Genomic DNA, 16,492 nt, shown 5'->3' with positions numbered 1-16,492 from the left:
GGGCACACCGGTCTCGCCGGCCGCCGTATCGGACCGGCCGGGGACGCCCGTCTCGCCGGCCGCCGTATCCGACGGGCCGGGCACGCCCGCGTCGCCCGCCGCCACGGCGTCCGGCGGGGCCGGGGCCGCGACGGCGGACCCGTCCGGCCGCTCCCCGGGCACCGCTGTCGACCTCGGCCCGCTCGACGTGCCCGGCGCCCCCGGCCGCCCGGACGGCGGCGGGCCGGTGCCGACCGATCCGCCCGGGACCACGGGACCCACGGGACCCATCGGACCCATCGGACCCACCGGGCCCGGCGGCTGAGCGTGGGGTCGGCGCCGCACGGGCCGCCGGGCGAGTCGAGGAATCGCCCGGATGCTGGCAAGGTGGGCCCCATGGCCGACCGGTCGGCGAGCGCCCTGTCACTCCCCGAGGACTGGCCCGCACACCCGGACCCGATCCTCGCGCTCAACCGCATGGGCAGCTTCGACTGGGACCTGGACGCCGGTCTGATGGACCTGGACGCCCAGGCCCTCGAGGTGTTCGACCTGCTGCCCGAGGAGTACGACGGACGCCCGGAGTCGCTGACCGCTCGGGTGCCGCCGCCGGAGGCCGCCCGGCTGGACGCGGCGATCGCCCAGGCGATCAAGGAGGGCAGCGAGAACTACGGCGCATACTTCCGCATCCGCCGCCGCGACGGCACCCCGCGCTGGACGCACACCCAGGGCTACATACGCCGCGACGAGACCGGCCGCCCCCGCCGCGTCGTCGGCATCGTCCGCGACGCCACCCGGGAACTCGCCGACAGCGCGGCACGCAGTCTCCGCGCCGCCCAGCACGAGGCGTTCCGCCAGCAGACCGGCGTCGTCCAGGTCATCTCCGCCGCACTCGCGCACGCCCGCACCGTCCAGGACGTCATCGACGTCCTCAAGGACACCCACGGCGTCCGCCACCTGGGCGCGGCCAGCCTGGTGATGGGCCTGCTGGAGGCGGGCCGCATCCGGCTGGTCGCCGAGGGCCCCGCGGGCGCCTCCGTACCGGGCACCCACATCACCCGGATCGACGAGCCGTACCCGATGAGCGAGGTCGTGCGCACCCTCAGCCCCCGGTACATCGAGTCCCCGGAGGAGTTCGCCGCGGACTACCCGATCCTCTGGCCGCACATCACCGACCTGCGCATCACCTCGGCCGCCTACCTCCCGCTGATCGCCCAGGCTCGCCCGATCGGCGCGATGGGCCTGCTCTACGACGACCGGCGCGGCTTCTCCGACGAGGAGCGCGCCGTACTGGTCGCGCTCGGCAGCAGCATCGCGCAGAGCCTGATGCGGGCGATGCTCTACGAGCAGGAGAAGGACCTCGCCCAGGGCCTCCAGCAGGCCATGCTGCCCCGCACCATCCCCAGCGTCCGCGGCGCCGACATCGCGGTCCGCTACCGCTCGGCCGCGCTCGGCCGGGACATCGGCGGCGACTGGTACGACCTGATACCGCTGCCCGGCGGCACCACCTCGGGGGCGGGCCGGGTCGGCGCGGTCATCGGGGACGTCCAGGGCCATGACACGCACGCGGCGGCCGTCATGGGCCAGTTGCGCATCGTGCTGCGCGCCTACGCCGCCGAGGGCCACCCCCCGGCCACCGTGATGGCCCGGGCCTCCGTCTTCCTGCACGAACTCGACACCGACCGGTTCGCCACCTGTCTGTACGCCGAGACCGACCTGTCCACCGGAGTCGTCCAGGCGGTCCGGGCCGGGCACATCGACCCGCTGGTCCGGCGCGGCGACGGCACCTGCCACCGGGTCCCCGTCCCGGGCGGGCTGCCGCTCGGCCTGTCCGCCGAGTTCGGGCGGCTGGAGTACCCCGTCGCCACCCTCGAACTCGACCCGGGCGACACCCTGCTGCTGTGCACCGACGGACTGGTCGAACTGCCCGGCACCGATGTGGACGACGGCATGCGCGGCCTCGCGGCGCTCGTCGGCGAGGGGCCCGCCGAGGTGCGGGACCTCGCCGACCGGCTGATCCGGATGGCCGAGGAACGGGGCGGTGACGACGATGTGGCGCTGCTCCTGCTGCACCGCAGGGTGCGGCAGGCCACCCGGCCCGGCGGCCGGCTCCGGCAGCATGTGGCGCCGGGCGACCCGGAGGCCCTCACCCACGCCCGGCACCTGATCCGGGCCGCGGTCCGCGCCTGGGGCGCCCGCGAGCAGGCCGACGAGATCGAGCTGGTGGCAGACGAGCTGATGACCAACGCCCTGCTGCACACCGAGGGCTCCGCGATCGTCACGCTGCGGGCCCTGGACGGGGCCGCCGAACGCAGGCTGCGCGTGGAGGTCGAGGACTCCTCCAGCGCCCTGCCGCGACGCCGTGACGCGGGGCGGGACGGTGTCTCCGGCCGCGGGCTGCTCCTGGTGGACCGGCTCGCCGACAGCTGGGGCGTGGAGGCGCGGGGCGGCGGCAAGGCGGTGTGGTGCGAGTTCCGGCTCCCGTAGGGACTGTGACCGCCGGATGGCACCCTGGACGTATGCCGGAACTCCCCGAAGTGGAAGCGCTGACGGATTTCCTCACCGAGCACCTGGTCGGACGGCGGGTGGCGCGGGTGCTGCCGGTGGCGGTCAGCGTCCTGAAGACATACGACCCGCCGGTCACCGCCGTCGAGGGCGCCCGGGTGGCGGCCGTGCGCCGGCACGGCAAGTTCCTGGACATCGCGACGGACGGCGGGCTCCACCTGGTCACCCATCTGGCCCGCGCGGGCTGGCTCCAGTGGCGGGACCGGCTGCCGGACGGCCCGCCGAAGCCCGGCAGGGGGCCGCTGGCGCTGCGGGTGGCGCTGGAGACCGGAGAGGGCTTCGACCTGACCGAGGCCGGCACCCAGAAGCGCCTGGCCGTGTACGTCGTCCGCGACCCGGCGGAGGTCCCGGGCGTCGCCCGGCTCGGCCCGGACCCGCTCGCCGGCGATTTCGACGAGGAGCGCCTCGCCGCCCTGCTGACGGGCGAACGGCGGCGGCTGAAGGGCGCCCTGCGCGACCAGTCGCTGATCGCGGGCGTCGGCAACGCCTACAGCGACGAGATCCTGCACGCCGCGAGGATGTCCCCGTTCAAGGTCGCGGCGTCGCTCACCCCGGGGGAGACCCACCGGCTGTACGAGGCGCTGCGCGGCACGCTCACCGAGGCGGTCGAGCGCTCCCGGGGGCTGGCGGCCGGCCGGCTGAAGTCGGAGAAGAGGACCGGTCTGCGCGTCCACGGCCGCACCGGCGAGCCCTGCCCGGTGTGCGGTGACACCATCCGCGAGGTCGCCTTCAGCGACTCCTCGCTCCAGTACTGCCCCACCTGCCAGACGGGTGGCAGACCCCTGGCGGACCGGCGCCTGTCCCGGCTGCTGAAGTGAGCCCGGGCCGTGGTGCCTTCAGGGCGGTCATGGTGCCTTCAGCGTCACCAGCCGCCGCCCGGCGTCGGTGCGGACCTCATAGCGCGCGATCTGCCCCGGGTGCAGCGCCGAGGCGCCCGTCGCCCCGAGGGGCCGGGTGCCGTCGCCCGTGCCGGTCCAGCCGGCGACGACCTCTTCCGTGCCGTCCCGGCCGACCGCGACCAGCCGGCAGCGGCGCGGCTCGGAGCCGTCCTCGATCTCGAGTCGCAGATCGCTGCCCCACGTCCGGTCCTCGGAGGTGACCTGGGCCCACACCCCGGTGCGCGGGTCGGTCGCCGAGGTGATCCGGGCGGCGGGCGGCCCCGCGTGACCGGCGAAGGCCACGAGCCCCGGACCGGCCACGGCCAGCACCACCGAGGCGGCCAGCCCGTACAGCAGCCGGCGGCGGCGCGCCCGGCGACGGTGGGACAGCTCGCCGAGCAGCCGGTCCAGCAGCCGGGGCCCGGGGTGTGCCAGCGGGCGCACGGTACGCGGGGTGGCCCGGCGGTACAGCATCAACTGCCGGGTCGCGGGCCGGAACCCGGTCACGTGTGCCGCGCACCACGGGCACTCCACGAGGTGGTCCTCGAAGCGGAAGGCGTCCGCCTCGTCCAGCACGCCGAGCGCGTACGCGCCGACGTCGCGATGCCGTTCCAGGGACCTCATGCCGAATCCTCGTGCCGATGGGTGCGGGTGGGGCCGCTCCGTGCTCCCACCCGTACGCGGCGGACCACCGAATCACTCAAGGCGCGCACCGAAGGGTGACCCGGGGGCGCGCGGCGGTGCCGGCCGGCGGACCGGTGTGCGTTCCGGGGCTTCGAAGGTGTGCGTTCCGGGGCTTCAGAAGAGGTGGATCGCGAGGTGTCCGAGGGGCAGCCCGAGCCGCCAGGCCGGCGTCCAGACCTGCGGCCCCTCGTCCTCCCCGGACACCGCCCCGCCGCCCGGCACCGCGTCCAGGTCCGGCGCCAGCAGCTCGGTCTCCTCCAGCCAGCGCCAGGTCCCGGCCGCCAGCGCCAGGTCCGGGCCGGGGGACTCGGAGCCGGCCGCCCGCTCGGTCAGCTCGGCCAGACGCGCCCGTACCCAGTCCTGCCACGGCTGGTCGTAGGCGGTCAGCGACAGCCAGTTCTCCAGCTGGGAGATCACCCGGACGCCGGACAGCTCGCCGTCGGTGTCGGACAGGAAGACGGTCAGCGCCAGCGCGTCCCGGCCGGCCCGGAACTCGAAGGACGTCGGCGGCATCAGATCGCCCGTGCGCAGCAGTTCGTCGGCGATGTACTCGGCGTAGAACCAGGCCATGGGGACGGTGGGTTCACCGCCGCCGGTGCCGTCCGTGCTCTCGTGACCTCTGTGCAGCATCCCTTCCTGCCTTCCTCCGGTGCGTGCGCGTCGCCCGGGCCCCGCCGGGGCCGCGGTCCCGGCCCGCCCGGGACGCGGATGAGGACAGCCCATTGCCCCGACGGGGGCGACAGCAAGGCGCTTTGCCGAGGCTTGACCAGGTTTCCGGTTTCACCGCAGGTCGGCTGTGTAGCCCGGAAGGACCCGGCGCAGGGCGCGCAGCGCGTAGTACGCGCGGGATTTCACGGTACCGGGTGGAATGCCCAGGGTCTGCGCCGCTTCCGCCACACTGGCCCCGTGGAAGTACACGAGTACGAGCACGTCACGGTGTTCCGGCGTGAGTGTCTTCACAGCCTCCCGGACATCGAGCACCGCCGCGGCCCGCTCGGCGTGGTCGGCGGTCACCCGCGCGTTCTCCGGCACCTCGTCGCCGCTCTCCGGCGGCCGGGCCCGCCGGGCCCGCCGGGCGTCGATCGCGAGCCGCCGGGCGACGGTGAGCAGCCAGGGCCGCACGGAGTCGAAGCCGTCGGCGTGCAGGGCCTCCGGGTGCCGCCAGGCGCGCACCAGGGTCTCCTGCACGAGGTCCTCGGCGCGCTGGCGGTCCCCGTCGCAGAGCCTGAGCAGGAGGGCGAACAGGAAGCCGCCGTGCTCGCGCTGGAGCGCGGCCAGCTCGTGCTCGGCGGTCGTCGTCCCGGGGGTGAGTGAGGTTCCGGCCGTCATGGCCGTATGCCAGCGCGGCCCGCGGCCCGCGGACAAGGCACGGACCCGGTTGTGCGCCGGACGGTCGATCGCGTCGACGAACGGTCGGACGAGCGGTCCGTCAGGACACCGGACGGGCTAAAGACGCCACCCGGACCGTTTATCCGGACGATCAGCTTCATACCCATATGCCCGTCACGATTTCGTCTGTATATACGACAACCCTGGGGTGAGTGATGATCGGACGCCGACAGCAGGTGGCGCTGGTCCTGACCGCCGTCCTCGCGGCCGGGGCGGCCTGCCAGAACCAGAACCAGAACCAGCACCAGGACACCGGAGCGCCGGGACCCGCCGCGTCACCGGCGCCCGCGCCGCCCTCCGGGACCGGCGGCTTCACCCTCGTCGCCTCCGGGGACATCCGGCCGCACGCCTCCGTGACCGAGCGGGCCGCCTACGACGCCGGGGGCAACGGGTACGACTTCCGCCCCATGCTCTCCGGCATCCGGCCGGTGGTCTCCGGCGCCGGCCTGGCACTGTGCCACCTGGCCACGGTGTACGGCACCGACGCGCCCGGCACGAACGCGCCCGGCACCGGTCAGCCCGTCCGCACGACCCCGCCCCGGCTGGCCCGGGACCTCGCGGCGACCGGCTACGACGGCTGCGCCACCGCCACCGGCCACGCCCTGGACGACGGCGCCGACGGTGTCCGGCGCACCCTCGACGCCCTGGACGCGGCCGGTCTGCGGCACGCCGGAACCGCCCGCGGCGAGGCCGAGGCCCGCTCGGTCGTGCTGTTCCGGGCGGGCGGTGCCGAGGTCGCCCACCTGTCGTACACCGCCGGCACCGACCGTCCGCTGCCGCCCGGACAGCCCTGGGCGGTCAACCCGATCGACGCCGACCGGATCCTCGCCGACGCCCGCGCCGCCCGGCGGGGCGGCGCCGACGTGGTCGTGGTCTCCCTGGACTGGGGCACCGAGGGACAGGACGAGCCCGACCGCGTCCAGCTCACCCTCGCCCAGCGGCTCACCGCCTCGGCCACCGACGGCCACCCGGACATCGACCTGATCCTCGGCGCCCGCACCCGCGTCCCGCAGCCGTACGAGAAGGTCAACGGCACCTGGGTGGTCTACGGCCTGGGCGACCAGATCGACGGCGGGCCCGACGGCGGGCAGGCCCCGGACCCGCGGACCGGCCAGTCCACCCTCGGCCGCTTCGCCTTCGCCCCGCCGGTCCGGCCGGGCGAGCCCTGGCGGGTCACCCGCGCCGAGTTCGTCCCCGCGCTGTACGACCTCGACGCCGGCCGGGTCGTCGACCTCGGCCGGGCCATCGCCCAGGGCGCCGAACTGGAGGCGGTGCGCGACCGGATCAGGGACGTCGTGCTCAGCCGCGGGGCCGCACAGGACGGACTGGTCATGGCCGAGTGACCGACCCCGGCCCCTCGGCGGGCCGCCCGGTGGCGAGCACCGAACGCCGGTAGGAGTAGCCGAAATAGACCCCACAGCCGATCACGAACCACACCGCGAACCGCACCCAGGTCTGCCACTGGAGGAACGTGATCAGCCAGACCGAGAAGACGACCCCCAGCGCGGGCACGAACGGCATCCCCGGCGTACGGAAGGCACGCGGCAGGCCCGGCTGCCGGTAGCGCAGCACGATCACCGCCACGCACACCACCACGAACGCCAGCAGGATGCCGATGTTGGTCAGCTCCGCCGCCTCGGCGATCGGGACGAACCCGGCGATGACCGCGGACGCCGCCCCGACGATCCACGTCACCCGGGTCGGCACGTGCCGCGTCGGGTGCGTCTTCGCGAACCACCTGGGCAGCAGCCCATCCCGGGACATCGAGAACCACACCCGGGTCACGCCCAGCATGAACGTGAACATCACCGTCAGGATGCCGATGATCGCCCCGACCGCGATCACGTCCGCCAGCCCGCTGAGCCCCACCGACTTGAACGCCGTGGAGAAGCCGCTCTCCTTGTCGATGTCCTTGTAGTTCTGCATGCCCGTCAGCACCAGGCAGGCCGCCACGTACAGCACCATGGAGATCACCAGCGAGTAGATGATCGCCTTCGGCATGTGCCGCTGGGCGTCCTTCGACTCCTCGGCCGCCGTCGACATCGCGTCGTAGCCGAACACCGCGAAGAACACCGTCGCCGCGCCCGTGAAGGCCCCGCCGAGCCCGAACGGGAAGAACGGGTGGTAGTTCGCCGAGTCGATGTGGAACACGCCCACCCCGATCACCAGCAGCACCACCAGCACCTTCAGGACGACCACGAACGTCTCGAAGCGGGCCGCGCTGCGGATGCCCAGGTTCAGCAGCCAGGCGATCAGCAGACAGAGCACGGCCGCGAACAGGTCGACCCGGTGCCCGTCCCCCGTGCCGGGCGCGCCCAGCATCCACTGCGGCAGGCCGGCGCCCATCTGCTCGACCAGGAAGCTGAAGTAGCCGGAGATGCCGATCGCCACCACGGCCACGATCGCCGTGTACTCCAGCAGCAGGTCCCAGCCGATGAACCAGCCCGCGAACTCGCCGAGCACCGCGTACCCGTAGGTGTAGGCCGACCCGGCCTTCGGGATCAGCCCGGCGAACTCGGCGTACGACAGCGCGGCGCAGGCGCTCGCCGCACCGGCGATCAGGAAGGACACCAGCACCGCGGGCCCGGCCGTGCCGTTGGCCACGGTGCCGGCCAGCGTGAAGATGCCCGCGCCGATGATCCCGCCCACGCCGATGGCGGTGAGCTGCCAGAGCCCCAGCGACCTGGCCAGCGCCGTGCCCTCGCCGACCTCGGTCTCCTCGATGTGCTCGATGGGTTTGCGGCGGAGAATCCCCTCACCCGCGCGGATCCTGGCCATGCGTCTCACCTCTTCGCCCACGGCAACGGCTGACGGCCGATCATGATGTCTCAGGGGCGCCGCCCAGGGAAGACGCCACGCACGCCCCGGCCGCCGTCCCGGCAGGGAACACGGGCCGCGCCGCGCGGGCCGCCGACCGGTACCCGCGCCGGCCGGCGCGACCGGACGGCGAAGGGGCCGTCACCGCCGCCGGGGCGGCTACGGGACGACTGTCACCGGCCAGCGTCCCGCCTTCACCAGCCGCACCGCGACCGAACCGATGATCCGGTGGCCGGCCTGCTCGGAGGCGCCCACCACCACCGCGTCCGCCTTCAGTTCGTCCGCCGCCTTCACCAGGCCGTTGTAGGGGTCGCCGCGGAAGGTGTGGAACTCCCAGCGCACCTCGAAGATCCCCTTGACCCGCTCGGCCGCCTCCCGGATCTGCGCGATCAGGTCCTCGGCGATCTCGTCGGTCGTCTCCATCACCGGCGCCCCGAGCGCCGTCCCCGCCGCCAGCACCGGCTGCACGTACACCACGGCCAGCAGCGCGCGCTGCCGCCGGGCCAGCCCGCCCGCGTACGCCGCGGCGCGCAACGAGGAGTCCGAGCCGTCCACACCGACGACGACGACCTTCGGCCCGTCCGTGCCCCGTTCGAACGTGTGCGAAGGCTCCTGATGCTGTTCCGTCACGTCCCGAGGCTATCGGAACCGGCGGTTCCAGCCGAGGCCCGGTCCCGCTCGACGGGCGGGGCGCGCGGGGCGTTCCTAGAGTCGGAACCATGACCGCCACGGAGGAGCCGGCCGTCCGCGGGGACGGCGGCGCGGCACGCCCGCCCGGCGGCGGACGCCTCGGCCGGGTCCCGGGAGCCTTCGCGGCCCTCTTCGCCGCACTCGGCCTGCTGTGCGCCCTGCTCGCCGTCGTCCCCCCGCTGCGCGGCCCGCTCCGCCCCCTCGCCCGCGCCCTCGACCTGCTGCTGGTCCCCATCAGCGCCAACCTCGCCTACGCCGTCTTCCTGTTCCTGCTGGCCGGCGCCACCGCCGCCCGCAAGCGGGTCGCCTGGTGGCTGGTCGTCGTCTACCTCGGCCTGCTCGTCCTCGCCGACGTGCTCGGCGTGGCCGTCGGCCTGTACGCCCAGTCACTGCCGTCCCTCGTACCGTGCACACTGCTGCTGCTCCTGCTGGTGGCCGCCAGAGCGGAGTTCTACGCCGCCTCCCGCCGCGGCGCCGTACGGCGGGCGCTCGCCGTGCTGCTGGCCGGGCTGGCCGTGTCCGTCCTGGTCGGCTGGGGCCTGCTCCAGCTCTTCCCCGGCACCCTCCCGGCCGGCCAGCACCTGGCCTGGGCCGCCGACCGGGTGTGCGGCGGACTGGTCCCGGCCGGCTCCTTCGCCGGCCGCCCACCGCGCCAGGTCACCTTCGTCCTCGGCCTGTTCGGCGCCGTCGCCCTGCTCAACGCCACCGCCGCGCTGTTCCGCTCCCAGCGCCTGGAGGCCGCCCTGCACGGCGACGAGGAGGCCCGCGTACGGGCCCTGCTGACCGCGCACGGCGCCCGGGACTCCCTCGGCTACTTCGCCACCCGGCGCGACAAGGCCGTCGTCTTCTCGCCCAGCGGCAAGGCGGCCGTCGCCTACCGCGTCGAGGCCGGTGTGTGCCTGGCCGCCGGCGACCCCCTCGGCGACCCGGAAGCCTGGCCGCACGCCATCGACGCCTGGCTGGACGGAGCCCGCCGGCACGCCTGGGCGCCCGCAGTGATGGGCGCCTCCGAGACCGGCGCCCGCGCCTACGCCCGCGCCGGACTCAGCGCCCTCCAGCTCGGCGACGAGGCGGTCCTGCGCATCCCGGGATTCGACCTCGGCGGCCGGGACATGCGCGTCACCCGGCAGGCGGTGCACCGGGTCCGCCGCACCGGAGCCGTCTGCCGCATCCGCCGGCACGCCGCCCTCACCGACCGGGAGACGGAGGCGATCGTCGCCAAGGCAGACGCCTGGCGGGACACCGAGACCGAGCGCGGCTTCTCCATGGCCCTGGACCGGCTCGGCGACCCCGCCGACGGCGACTGCCTGCTCGTGGAGGCCCTCGGCGAGGACGGCCGGCTGCTCGCGCTGCTCTCCTTCGTGCCCTGGGGCCGCGACGGCGTCTCCCTGGACCTGATGCGCCGTGACCGGGCCGCCCCCAACGGCGTGACGGAGTTCATGGTCGCCGAACTGTGCGCCGCCGCGCCCAAACTGGGCGTGCGCCGGATCTCGCTGAACTTCGCCGTCTTCCGGTCCGTCTTCGAGGAGGGCGCCCGCATCGGCGCCGGCCCCGTGCTCCGGCTCTGGCGCCGGCTGCTGCTGTTCCTCTCCCGCTGGTGGCAGCTGGAGGCCCTGTACCGCTCCAACGCCAAGTACCGCCCCGAGTGGTACCCGCGCTTCCTCTGCTACGGCGAGACCGCCTCCCTCGCCCGCATCGGCCTCGCCTCCGCCATCGCCGAAGGCTTCGTCTCCGTACCCTCGTTGCGCGAACTCCTCGGAAAGGGGCACCCGCGACAAGGACAGCGGCCCGCCGGCCCGGCGCGGCCGCCGTCCCGGTCGGTGCTCGGCCCCGCCGGAGGGGACGAGGCCGGGGCCGCCGCCCCGGACGCGGGCCTGCCCGACCAGGTCCGCGTCCGGCACCGCACCCTGGACCGGCTGCGCGCCACCGGCACCGACCCCTACCCGGTGGGCACCCCCGTGCCCACCCACGCCCTGGCCGACGTCCCGCCCGGCGAGGACGTCACCGTCGCCGGCCGCGTCATGCTGGTCCGCGACTTCGGCGGCATCGTCTTCGCCGTGCTGCGCGACTGGTCCGGCGACCACCAGATCGCCCTCACCCGCGACGGCTCGGGCCCGGAACTCGACCGCTTCACCGCCGACGCCGACACCGGCGACCACGTCACCGTCTCCGGCCGCGCCGGGCTGAGCGACCGGGGCGAGCCCACCGTCTTCGTCACCTCCTGGCGGCTCACCGGCAAGTGCCTGCACCCGCTGCCCGGCAAGCACCACGGCCTGACCGACCCCGAGGCCCGGGTCCGCCTCCGCCACCTGGACCTGATCACCAGCCCCGACGCCCGCGCCGTCCTGCGCACTCGCTCCGCCGCCGTACAGGCGCTGCGCCAGGGCCTGCTGGACCGCGGCTACCTGGAGGTCGAGACGCCGGTGCTCCAGCGGGTCCACGGCGGCGCCGACGCCCGCCCCTTCACCACCCGCGGCAACGCCTACGACCTCGACCTGTACCTGCGCATCGCCCCCGAGCTGTATCTGAAGCGGCTGTGCGTCGGCGGTCTGGAGAAGGTCTTCGAACTCGGCCGCGCCTTCCGCAACGAGGGCGTATCCCACCAGCACAACCCCGAGTTCACGCTGCTGGAGGCGTACCAGGCGCACGCCGACCACGCCGTCGTGCGCGGCCTCGCCCGCGAGCTGGTCCAGGCCGCCGCGACCGCCGCCTTCGGCGCCCCGGTGGTCCGCAAGGACGGCCGGGAGCACGACATCTCCGGGACCTGGCCCGTCAAGACCGTGCACGGGGCGCTGTCCGAGGCGCTGGGGGAGGAGATCGGCCCCGGCACCGAACTGCTGCGGCTGCACCGGCTGTGCGACCGCACCGGGGTGCCGTACACCGCCGACGACGGGCCCGGCGACGTCGTGCTGGAGCTGTACGAACGGCTGGTCGAACGCCGGACCGGGCCGCCCACCTTCTACACGGACTTCCCCGTCGGCGTCTGCCCGCTGGTCCGGCGGCACCGCACCGACCCGCGGCTCGCCGAACGCTGGGACCTCGTCGCGTTCGGCACCGAACTCGGCACCGGCTGCACCGAGCTGACCGACCCCCTCGAACAGCGCCGCCGGCTCACCGAGCGGTCACCGCGGGCGGCCGGCGGCGACCCGGAGGCCAGGGAACCGGACGAGGACTTCCTCCGGGCCCTCGGCTACGGCATGCCCCCGACCGGCGGCCTCGGCCTCGGCGTCGACCGGCTCGTCATGTTCCTCACCGGCCTGACGATCCGGGAGACACTGCCGTTCCCGTTCGCGCACCGCCGCTGAGGCGGCCGCCCACTCGGCTGTCCGGGTGCATTCCCCCCGCCCCGCCGTGGCGTTGCGGTGCGGCGGAGCCCGGCGGGGCGACTGATGGGTCATGCAGAAGGATCAGTTGTTCACGCGGCGCCGGATGCTCCTCGCCGGCGCCGCCGCGCTCGGATCGGCGGGCACCGCGGGTCTCGTGCTGGCGGGCGGCGGCGAGGAGACCGCCCGGCCCGTGGTGGCCCCCGCTGCCGCCGGCCCGCCGGCCCGCCGGGCCCTGGCGCCCTCCACCTTCCGGCTCCAGCCGCTCACCGGATACGGACCGCCCCGCACCCCGCCCCGCCGGCTGAAGGTGCGCGAGGAACCCATCCTCCAGATCTCCGGCAGCGGCCGGCGCATGGTGCTGACCTTCGACGACGGCCCCAATCCCGCCTACACCCCGCACATCCTGGACACCCTCGCCCGGTACCGCGTCCGGGCGATGTTCTTCGTGTGCGGGGAGTGCGTCGTCGAGAACAGGGAACTGCTGGCCCGGATGGCCGACGAGGGCCATGTCGTCGGCAACCACACCTGGACGCACCCGCTGCTGACGACGCTGCGCCGCAAGGAGATCCGTTCCGAGATGGAGCGCACCAGCGACGTCATCGAGGACACCTACGGCGAGCGCCCCCAGTGGTTCCGGGCGCCCTACGGCGCGTGGAACCGGGCCGCCTTCCAGCTGGGCGCCGACATGGGCATGGAACCGATGGCCTGGACCGTGGACACCACCGACTGGATGGAGCCCGGCACCGACACCATCATCGACCAGGTGGAGGAAGGGGCCGCCCCCGGCGTCGTGGTGCTCTCCCACGACGCCGGGGGCGACCGTTCGCAGACCGTCCGGGCGCTGCGGGAGTGGCTGCCCCATCTGATCGACTCCGGATACCACCTCACCGTGCCGAGTCGGCGCGTGTGACGGCGGCGGGCCCTCTCCCGGGCCCGCGCCGGTCCGCCGCCCGCCGGGCCGCGGCGGTCTCAGACGACCGCGGCCAGGCGGGCGAAGACGACGACGTTCCCCTCGTAGCCGTTCTTCTTGGAGAAGCCGCCGCCGCAGGTGATGACGCGCAGTTCCGGCGTCCCCTTCGAGCCGTACACCCGGTCGCCGGGGAAATGGTCCTTCGCGAACACCTCGACCCCGTAGATCTCGAACACCGCGGTCTTCCCGTCCTGGCGCAGGATCTCGACCTGGTTCCCCTTCTTCAGTGCCCCGAGGCCGTAGAAGACGGCGGGCCCCTGCTGGTTGTCGACATGGCCGACGACGACCGCGGTGCCCTTCTCCCCGGGGGACACCGCGCCGGTGAACCAGCCGGCCAGCCCCGGGTTCTCCGGCGGCGGCGCGGCGACCCAGCCGTCCGCGTCCAGCCCGACCTGCACCACGGGCGCGTCCACCCGGATCGCCGGGATGCGCACCCGCTGGACGGGGGAGAACGCCAGCGCGGTGGGCGCCGGCGCGAAGGTGCCCAGGGTGGCGCGGACGTCCGGGGCCGCGGCCGAGGCGGGCTGCGGCGGGCCGACGTCGAACTCCCCCGATCCGTTGCGGATCAGGGCCAGACCGGTCAGCAGAACAAGCGCTATCACCCCCCACGGGGCGCGCTTCTTCCGCCGTTCCTCCTCTTCGGCAAGCTCGGACAGCTTGGTCGCGGACATTCGCCATCCCCTCTCGACGCGGTCGTCACCACGTCCGTCGCGCATGGGAAAACGCTAAATCCCGCGCGGGCGGCGGGCGACGGGACGATCGGCGAACGGGTGGCCCGCCGCCTGCCCGGTGCGCCATCCGAGTTGCCGTTCCCGGATATTTTCTGACGGTCCGTGACCTGCGGCAATATCCGATTGTGTGGTTGTCCGTCGGCGTGTCGCCTCACCAGGACGGACCATTCTCGACATGCGGGCGTGTTCCGCGCGTCCGAGGGTCGACCCGGGAGGTGTTCTCTCGCCGATACACCGGGGACGGGACCCGGTGACCTCCCGCGGAGGATCACATGCGCAACCAACGTGCCCTGGCGGCGGCGTGCACCACGGTCGCCGTCCTCGGGCTCGCCGCTCCCTCGGCCGTCGCGGACGGCATGGGCAACGGGGGTGGGCCGAGCGGCACCGACTCCACCGTCATCGTCCCCGGTACCGGCAACATCGGCACCTTCAGCGGGAACGGGGTCATCCCCGGAGGCGGCCTGATTCCCGGGAACGGGAACTTCAACGGGAACGGCAACGGGAACGGCCATTTCAACGGGAACGGCAACGGCAACGGCAACGGCAACGGGAACGGCCACTTCAACGGCAACGGCAACGGAAACGGAAACGGAAACGGCCATTTCAACGGGAACGGGAACGGGAACTTCAACGGCAACGGCCGTGGGGGCGAAGGCGGGAACGGCCGGGGCGGCGAGGGCAACGGCCGGGGCGGCGAGGGCAACGGGCGCGGGGGAGAGGGCAATGGGCGCGGGGGAGAGGGCAACGGGCGCGGGGGAGAGGGCAACGGCCACCGCGGCGGCGAGGAGTTCGGCAACCGGGGCGACGACTTCGGCCACCACGGTGGCGACTTCGGTGAGCGTGGCGACGAGTTCGGCAACTCCCGCGACATCTTCGTCACGCCCGACGTCCTGCCCGCCGGGGGCCGTCTCACCATCATCGTCAACGGCTGCCGGAGCGGCACGGCGAGTTCCGACGCCTTCGGCACCGTCCGGCTGGAGCCGTTCCGCGACGACTCCGCGCGCGGTGTCGCCACCGTCGACCGCGACGTCCGCCGCGGCCGGTACGACATCACCGTCCGCTGCGACGGTCGCACCCTGACCAGCCGCGGGGCCTTCACCGTGCTCGGCGGTGTCAACGGCGGTCTCGGCGGCAGCAGGACCAGCGGCGCGACGCCCACCGACACGGCCATCGGCAGCGGTCTGGTGGCCACCGCCCTGATCGGCGGCGGTGGCGTCTTCTGGCTGCGCCGCCGGCACGAGAACCGCGTCTGAGCCCCGGTGCGCCGCAGAGGCCACCGGATCCGGCCCCGCCCCCGGGCACACGGGACACCGACGGGCACGCGCCCCCGTTTCCGCGAGGAACCGGGGGCGAGGCCTGCCGCGGTCGCCGCGCCGCCGGGGCCGGGGGGCTATCCGCCGACGCCCGGGAACATGGTGAGGAACGGCTCCGTGGTCACCGCGATGCCCCGGCTGTAGGGCGCGTCGAGGTCCCAGATGAGGAACAGCATGAAGGCGATGGTCGCCGAGAACAGTCCGGCCAGGATCAGTTCCCGCCCGGTCCGCCGGATCTGGAGCGCGAAGACCATGCCGATGGTGATCAGCCCGCCGGTGAGCAGCCCCCACCACACGACCGGCGGCATGGTGGCCCCGGTGGAGTCGGCGCGCGCGTTGCGCGCCTGGTCGGCCGCGGCGAGCTGGTCCAGCAGCGGCTGGTAGGCCTGTGCCTCGAAGTCGTTCGCCGGCCGGTAGTCGGTCACGTCCGCCCGGAGGCGCTGGAGCAGTTCGGCGCCGCGCTCCGTGACCTCGCCGTCGTCCGCCATCCGGCGCCACTCGGTGCGGACGACGTAGCCGACGTAGGAGTCCACGTCGCCGCGAACGCGGTCACGGACGTCCGGCGGGTAGACGCGCACCCGCTCCGAGATCTCGTGCAGCGCCTGGGCCTCGGCCTGTACGTAGTCCTGGGCGGCGCTGCGGGCCTCCCACACGCCCGCGATCGCCAGGCCCAGCACGATGGCGTAGACGACGCCGATCCACATCGTCATGTACTCGATGACGTCGGGGGTCTCGCTGGGGTCCTCGTCCTCGGCGGCCGTCCGGTGCCGCAGCAGCGTGATGACGACCACCACGGCACAGGCCCCCAGCATCGCAAGGACGAGAACAAGCCAATCCGACAACGGGTGCCTCCAGGAGTGAGGGGACGGCGCGGGTCAGCGCGGGCGCAGCGCCGCGACGGCGACGATCGCGGGGATGGTGATGAGCAGGACGTAGGTGACGGGGGTGGTGTGGCGGCGTGCGGGGCGCCGGATGACGTGCGGGTGGTACGCCGGGTAGCTCACCGGGGTCGCGGCGGGCCGCGGGGCGGGCCTGGGCGCCGGCTTCGGCGTGGGCCGCGGTGCCGGGGTGGGTGTGGGTGTAGGGGTCGGTGTCGGTGTCGGGGTCGGCCGGGGTGCCGGCGGCGCCGGCGCGGGCCGGGCGGGCGGGGGCG

The 16,492-nt window shown here is 74.3% G+C and carries 14 protein-coding genes; 6 read left to right on the top strand and 8 right to left on the bottom strand.

The window, feature by feature from the left end; translation table 11 throughout:
* The first annotated feature begins 375 nt into the window (after nucleotides 1-375).
* Together IF37_RS0135600 and IF37_RS0135595 are read left to right on the top strand one after the other, a co-directional pair.
* Nucleotides 376-2,463: a SpoIIE family protein phosphatase gene (locus tag IF37_RS0135600; RefSeq protein ID WP_030752763.1), complete on the top strand. Its 2,088-nt coding sequence runs from the start codon at nucleotides 376-378 to the stop codon at nucleotides 2,461-2,463.
* A 32-nt stretch (nucleotides 2,464-2,495) separates the two neighbouring features.
* Nucleotides 2,496-3,359, top strand: a complete 864-nt coding sequence (locus IF37_RS0135595) for an Fpg/Nei family DNA glycosylase (RefSeq protein ID WP_030752760.1) — start codon at nucleotides 2,496-2,498, stop codon at nucleotides 3,357-3,359.
* A 27-nt stretch (nucleotides 3,360-3,386) separates the two neighbouring features.
* Here the strand turns inward: IF37_RS0135595 and IF37_RS0135590 are convergent, their stop codons facing one another.
* From IF37_RS0135590 to IF37_RS0135580, 3 genes are all read right to left on the bottom strand, one after another.
* Nucleotides 3,387-4,043, bottom strand: coding sequence for a zf-HC2 domain-containing protein (locus IF37_RS0135590; protein ID WP_030752757.1), 657 nt, complete (start codon nucleotides 4,041-4,043; stop codon nucleotides 3,387-3,389).
* A 174-nt stretch (nucleotides 4,044-4,217) separates the two neighbouring features.
* Complete coding sequence (locus IF37_RS0135585; RefSeq protein WP_030752754.1) at nucleotides 4,218-4,733, bottom strand: hypothetical protein; 516 nt, start codon at nucleotides 4,731-4,733, stop codon at nucleotides 4,218-4,220.
* A gap of 150 nt (nucleotides 4,734-4,883) precedes the next feature.
* Nucleotides 4,884-5,432 carry a sigma-70 family RNA polymerase sigma factor gene (locus IF37_RS0135580; protein ID WP_030752751.1) on the bottom strand — a complete coding sequence of 183 codons (549 nt, stop codon included), beginning with the start codon at nucleotides 5,430-5,432 and terminating at the stop codon, nucleotides 4,884-4,886.
* A gap of 215 nt (nucleotides 5,433-5,647) precedes the next feature.
* On the opposite strand from IF37_RS0135580, the gene IF37_RS0135575 reads away from it, so the two are divergent.
* On the top strand, nucleotides 5,648-6,835 hold the full coding sequence (locus IF37_RS0135575; RefSeq protein ID WP_030752744.1) for a CapA family protein: 1,188 nt from the start codon (nucleotides 5,648-5,650) through the stop codon (nucleotides 6,833-6,835).
* On the opposite strand, the gene IF37_RS0135570 is transcribed toward IF37_RS0135575, so the two are convergent.
* Together IF37_RS0135570 and IF37_RS0135565 are read right to left on the bottom strand one after the other, a co-directional pair.
* Nucleotides 6,822-8,270, bottom strand: coding sequence for an amino acid permease (locus tag IF37_RS0135570; protein ID WP_030752741.1), 1,449 nt, complete (start codon nucleotides 8,268-8,270; stop codon nucleotides 6,822-6,824). The genes IF37_RS0135575 and IF37_RS0135570 overlap by 14 nt on opposite strands.
* A gap of 198 nt (nucleotides 8,271-8,468) precedes the next feature.
* A complete protein-coding gene (locus IF37_RS0135565) occupies nucleotides 8,469-8,939 on the bottom strand; it encodes a universal stress protein (RefSeq protein WP_030752738.1) in 471 nt (156 codons plus the stop codon).
* An 89-nt stretch (nucleotides 8,940-9,028) separates the two neighbouring features.
* On the opposite strand from IF37_RS0135565, the gene lysX reads away from it, so the two are divergent.
* Nucleotides 9,029-12,304: a bifunctional lysylphosphatidylglycerol synthetase/lysine--tRNA ligase LysX gene (lysX, locus tag IF37_RS0135560; protein WP_030752735.1), complete on the top strand. Its 3,276-nt coding sequence runs from the start codon at nucleotides 9,029-9,031 to the stop codon at nucleotides 12,302-12,304.
* Between the two features lie 91 nt (nucleotides 12,305-12,395).
* The gene (locus IF37_RS0135555; protein ID WP_030752732.1) at nucleotides 12,396-13,235 is read left to right on the top strand and encodes a polysaccharide deacetylase family protein; all 840 of its coding nucleotides are present in this window, start codon (nucleotides 12,396-12,398) and stop codon (nucleotides 13,233-13,235) included.
* Between the two features lie 59 nt (nucleotides 13,236-13,294).
* Here IF37_RS0135555 and IF37_RS0135550 read toward each other — a convergent pair whose 3' ends face one another.
* On the bottom strand, nucleotides 13,295-13,966 hold the full coding sequence (locus tag IF37_RS0135550) for a class F sortase (protein WP_030752729.1): 672 nt from the start codon (nucleotides 13,964-13,966) through the stop codon (nucleotides 13,295-13,297).
* Nucleotides 13,967-14,298: 332 nt separating this feature from the next.
* Between IF37_RS0135550 and IF37_RS0135545 the strand changes: the two genes are divergently transcribed.
* Nucleotides 14,299-15,279 (top strand): hypothetical protein, encoded by a 981-nt coding sequence (locus IF37_RS0135545; protein WP_030752726.1) that lies wholly within the window; start codon nucleotides 14,299-14,301, stop codon nucleotides 15,277-15,279.
* A gap of 137 nt (nucleotides 15,280-15,416) precedes the next feature.
* Here the strand turns inward: IF37_RS0135545 and IF37_RS0135540 are convergent, their stop codons facing one another.
* On the bottom strand, nucleotides 15,417-16,151 hold the full coding sequence (locus IF37_RS0135540) for a DUF4239 domain-containing protein (RefSeq protein ID WP_030752723.1): 735 nt from the start codon (nucleotides 16,149-16,151) through the stop codon (nucleotides 15,417-15,419).
* Nucleotides 16,152-16,214: 63 nt separating this feature from the next.
* A complete protein-coding gene (locus tag IF37_RS46505) occupies nucleotides 16,215-16,343 on the bottom strand; it encodes a hypothetical protein (RefSeq protein WP_301540372.1) in 129 nt (42 codons plus the stop codon).
* Nucleotides 16,344-16,492 lie beyond the last annotated feature (149 nt).

Source organism: Streptomyces sp. NRRL S-31 (assembly GCF_000718775.1).
In the GTDB taxonomy this organism is placed as follows: Bacteria; Actinomycetota; Actinomycetes; order Streptomycetales; family Streptomycetaceae; genus Streptomyces.
This window is presented reverse-complemented; position numbering and strand designations above follow the sequence as displayed.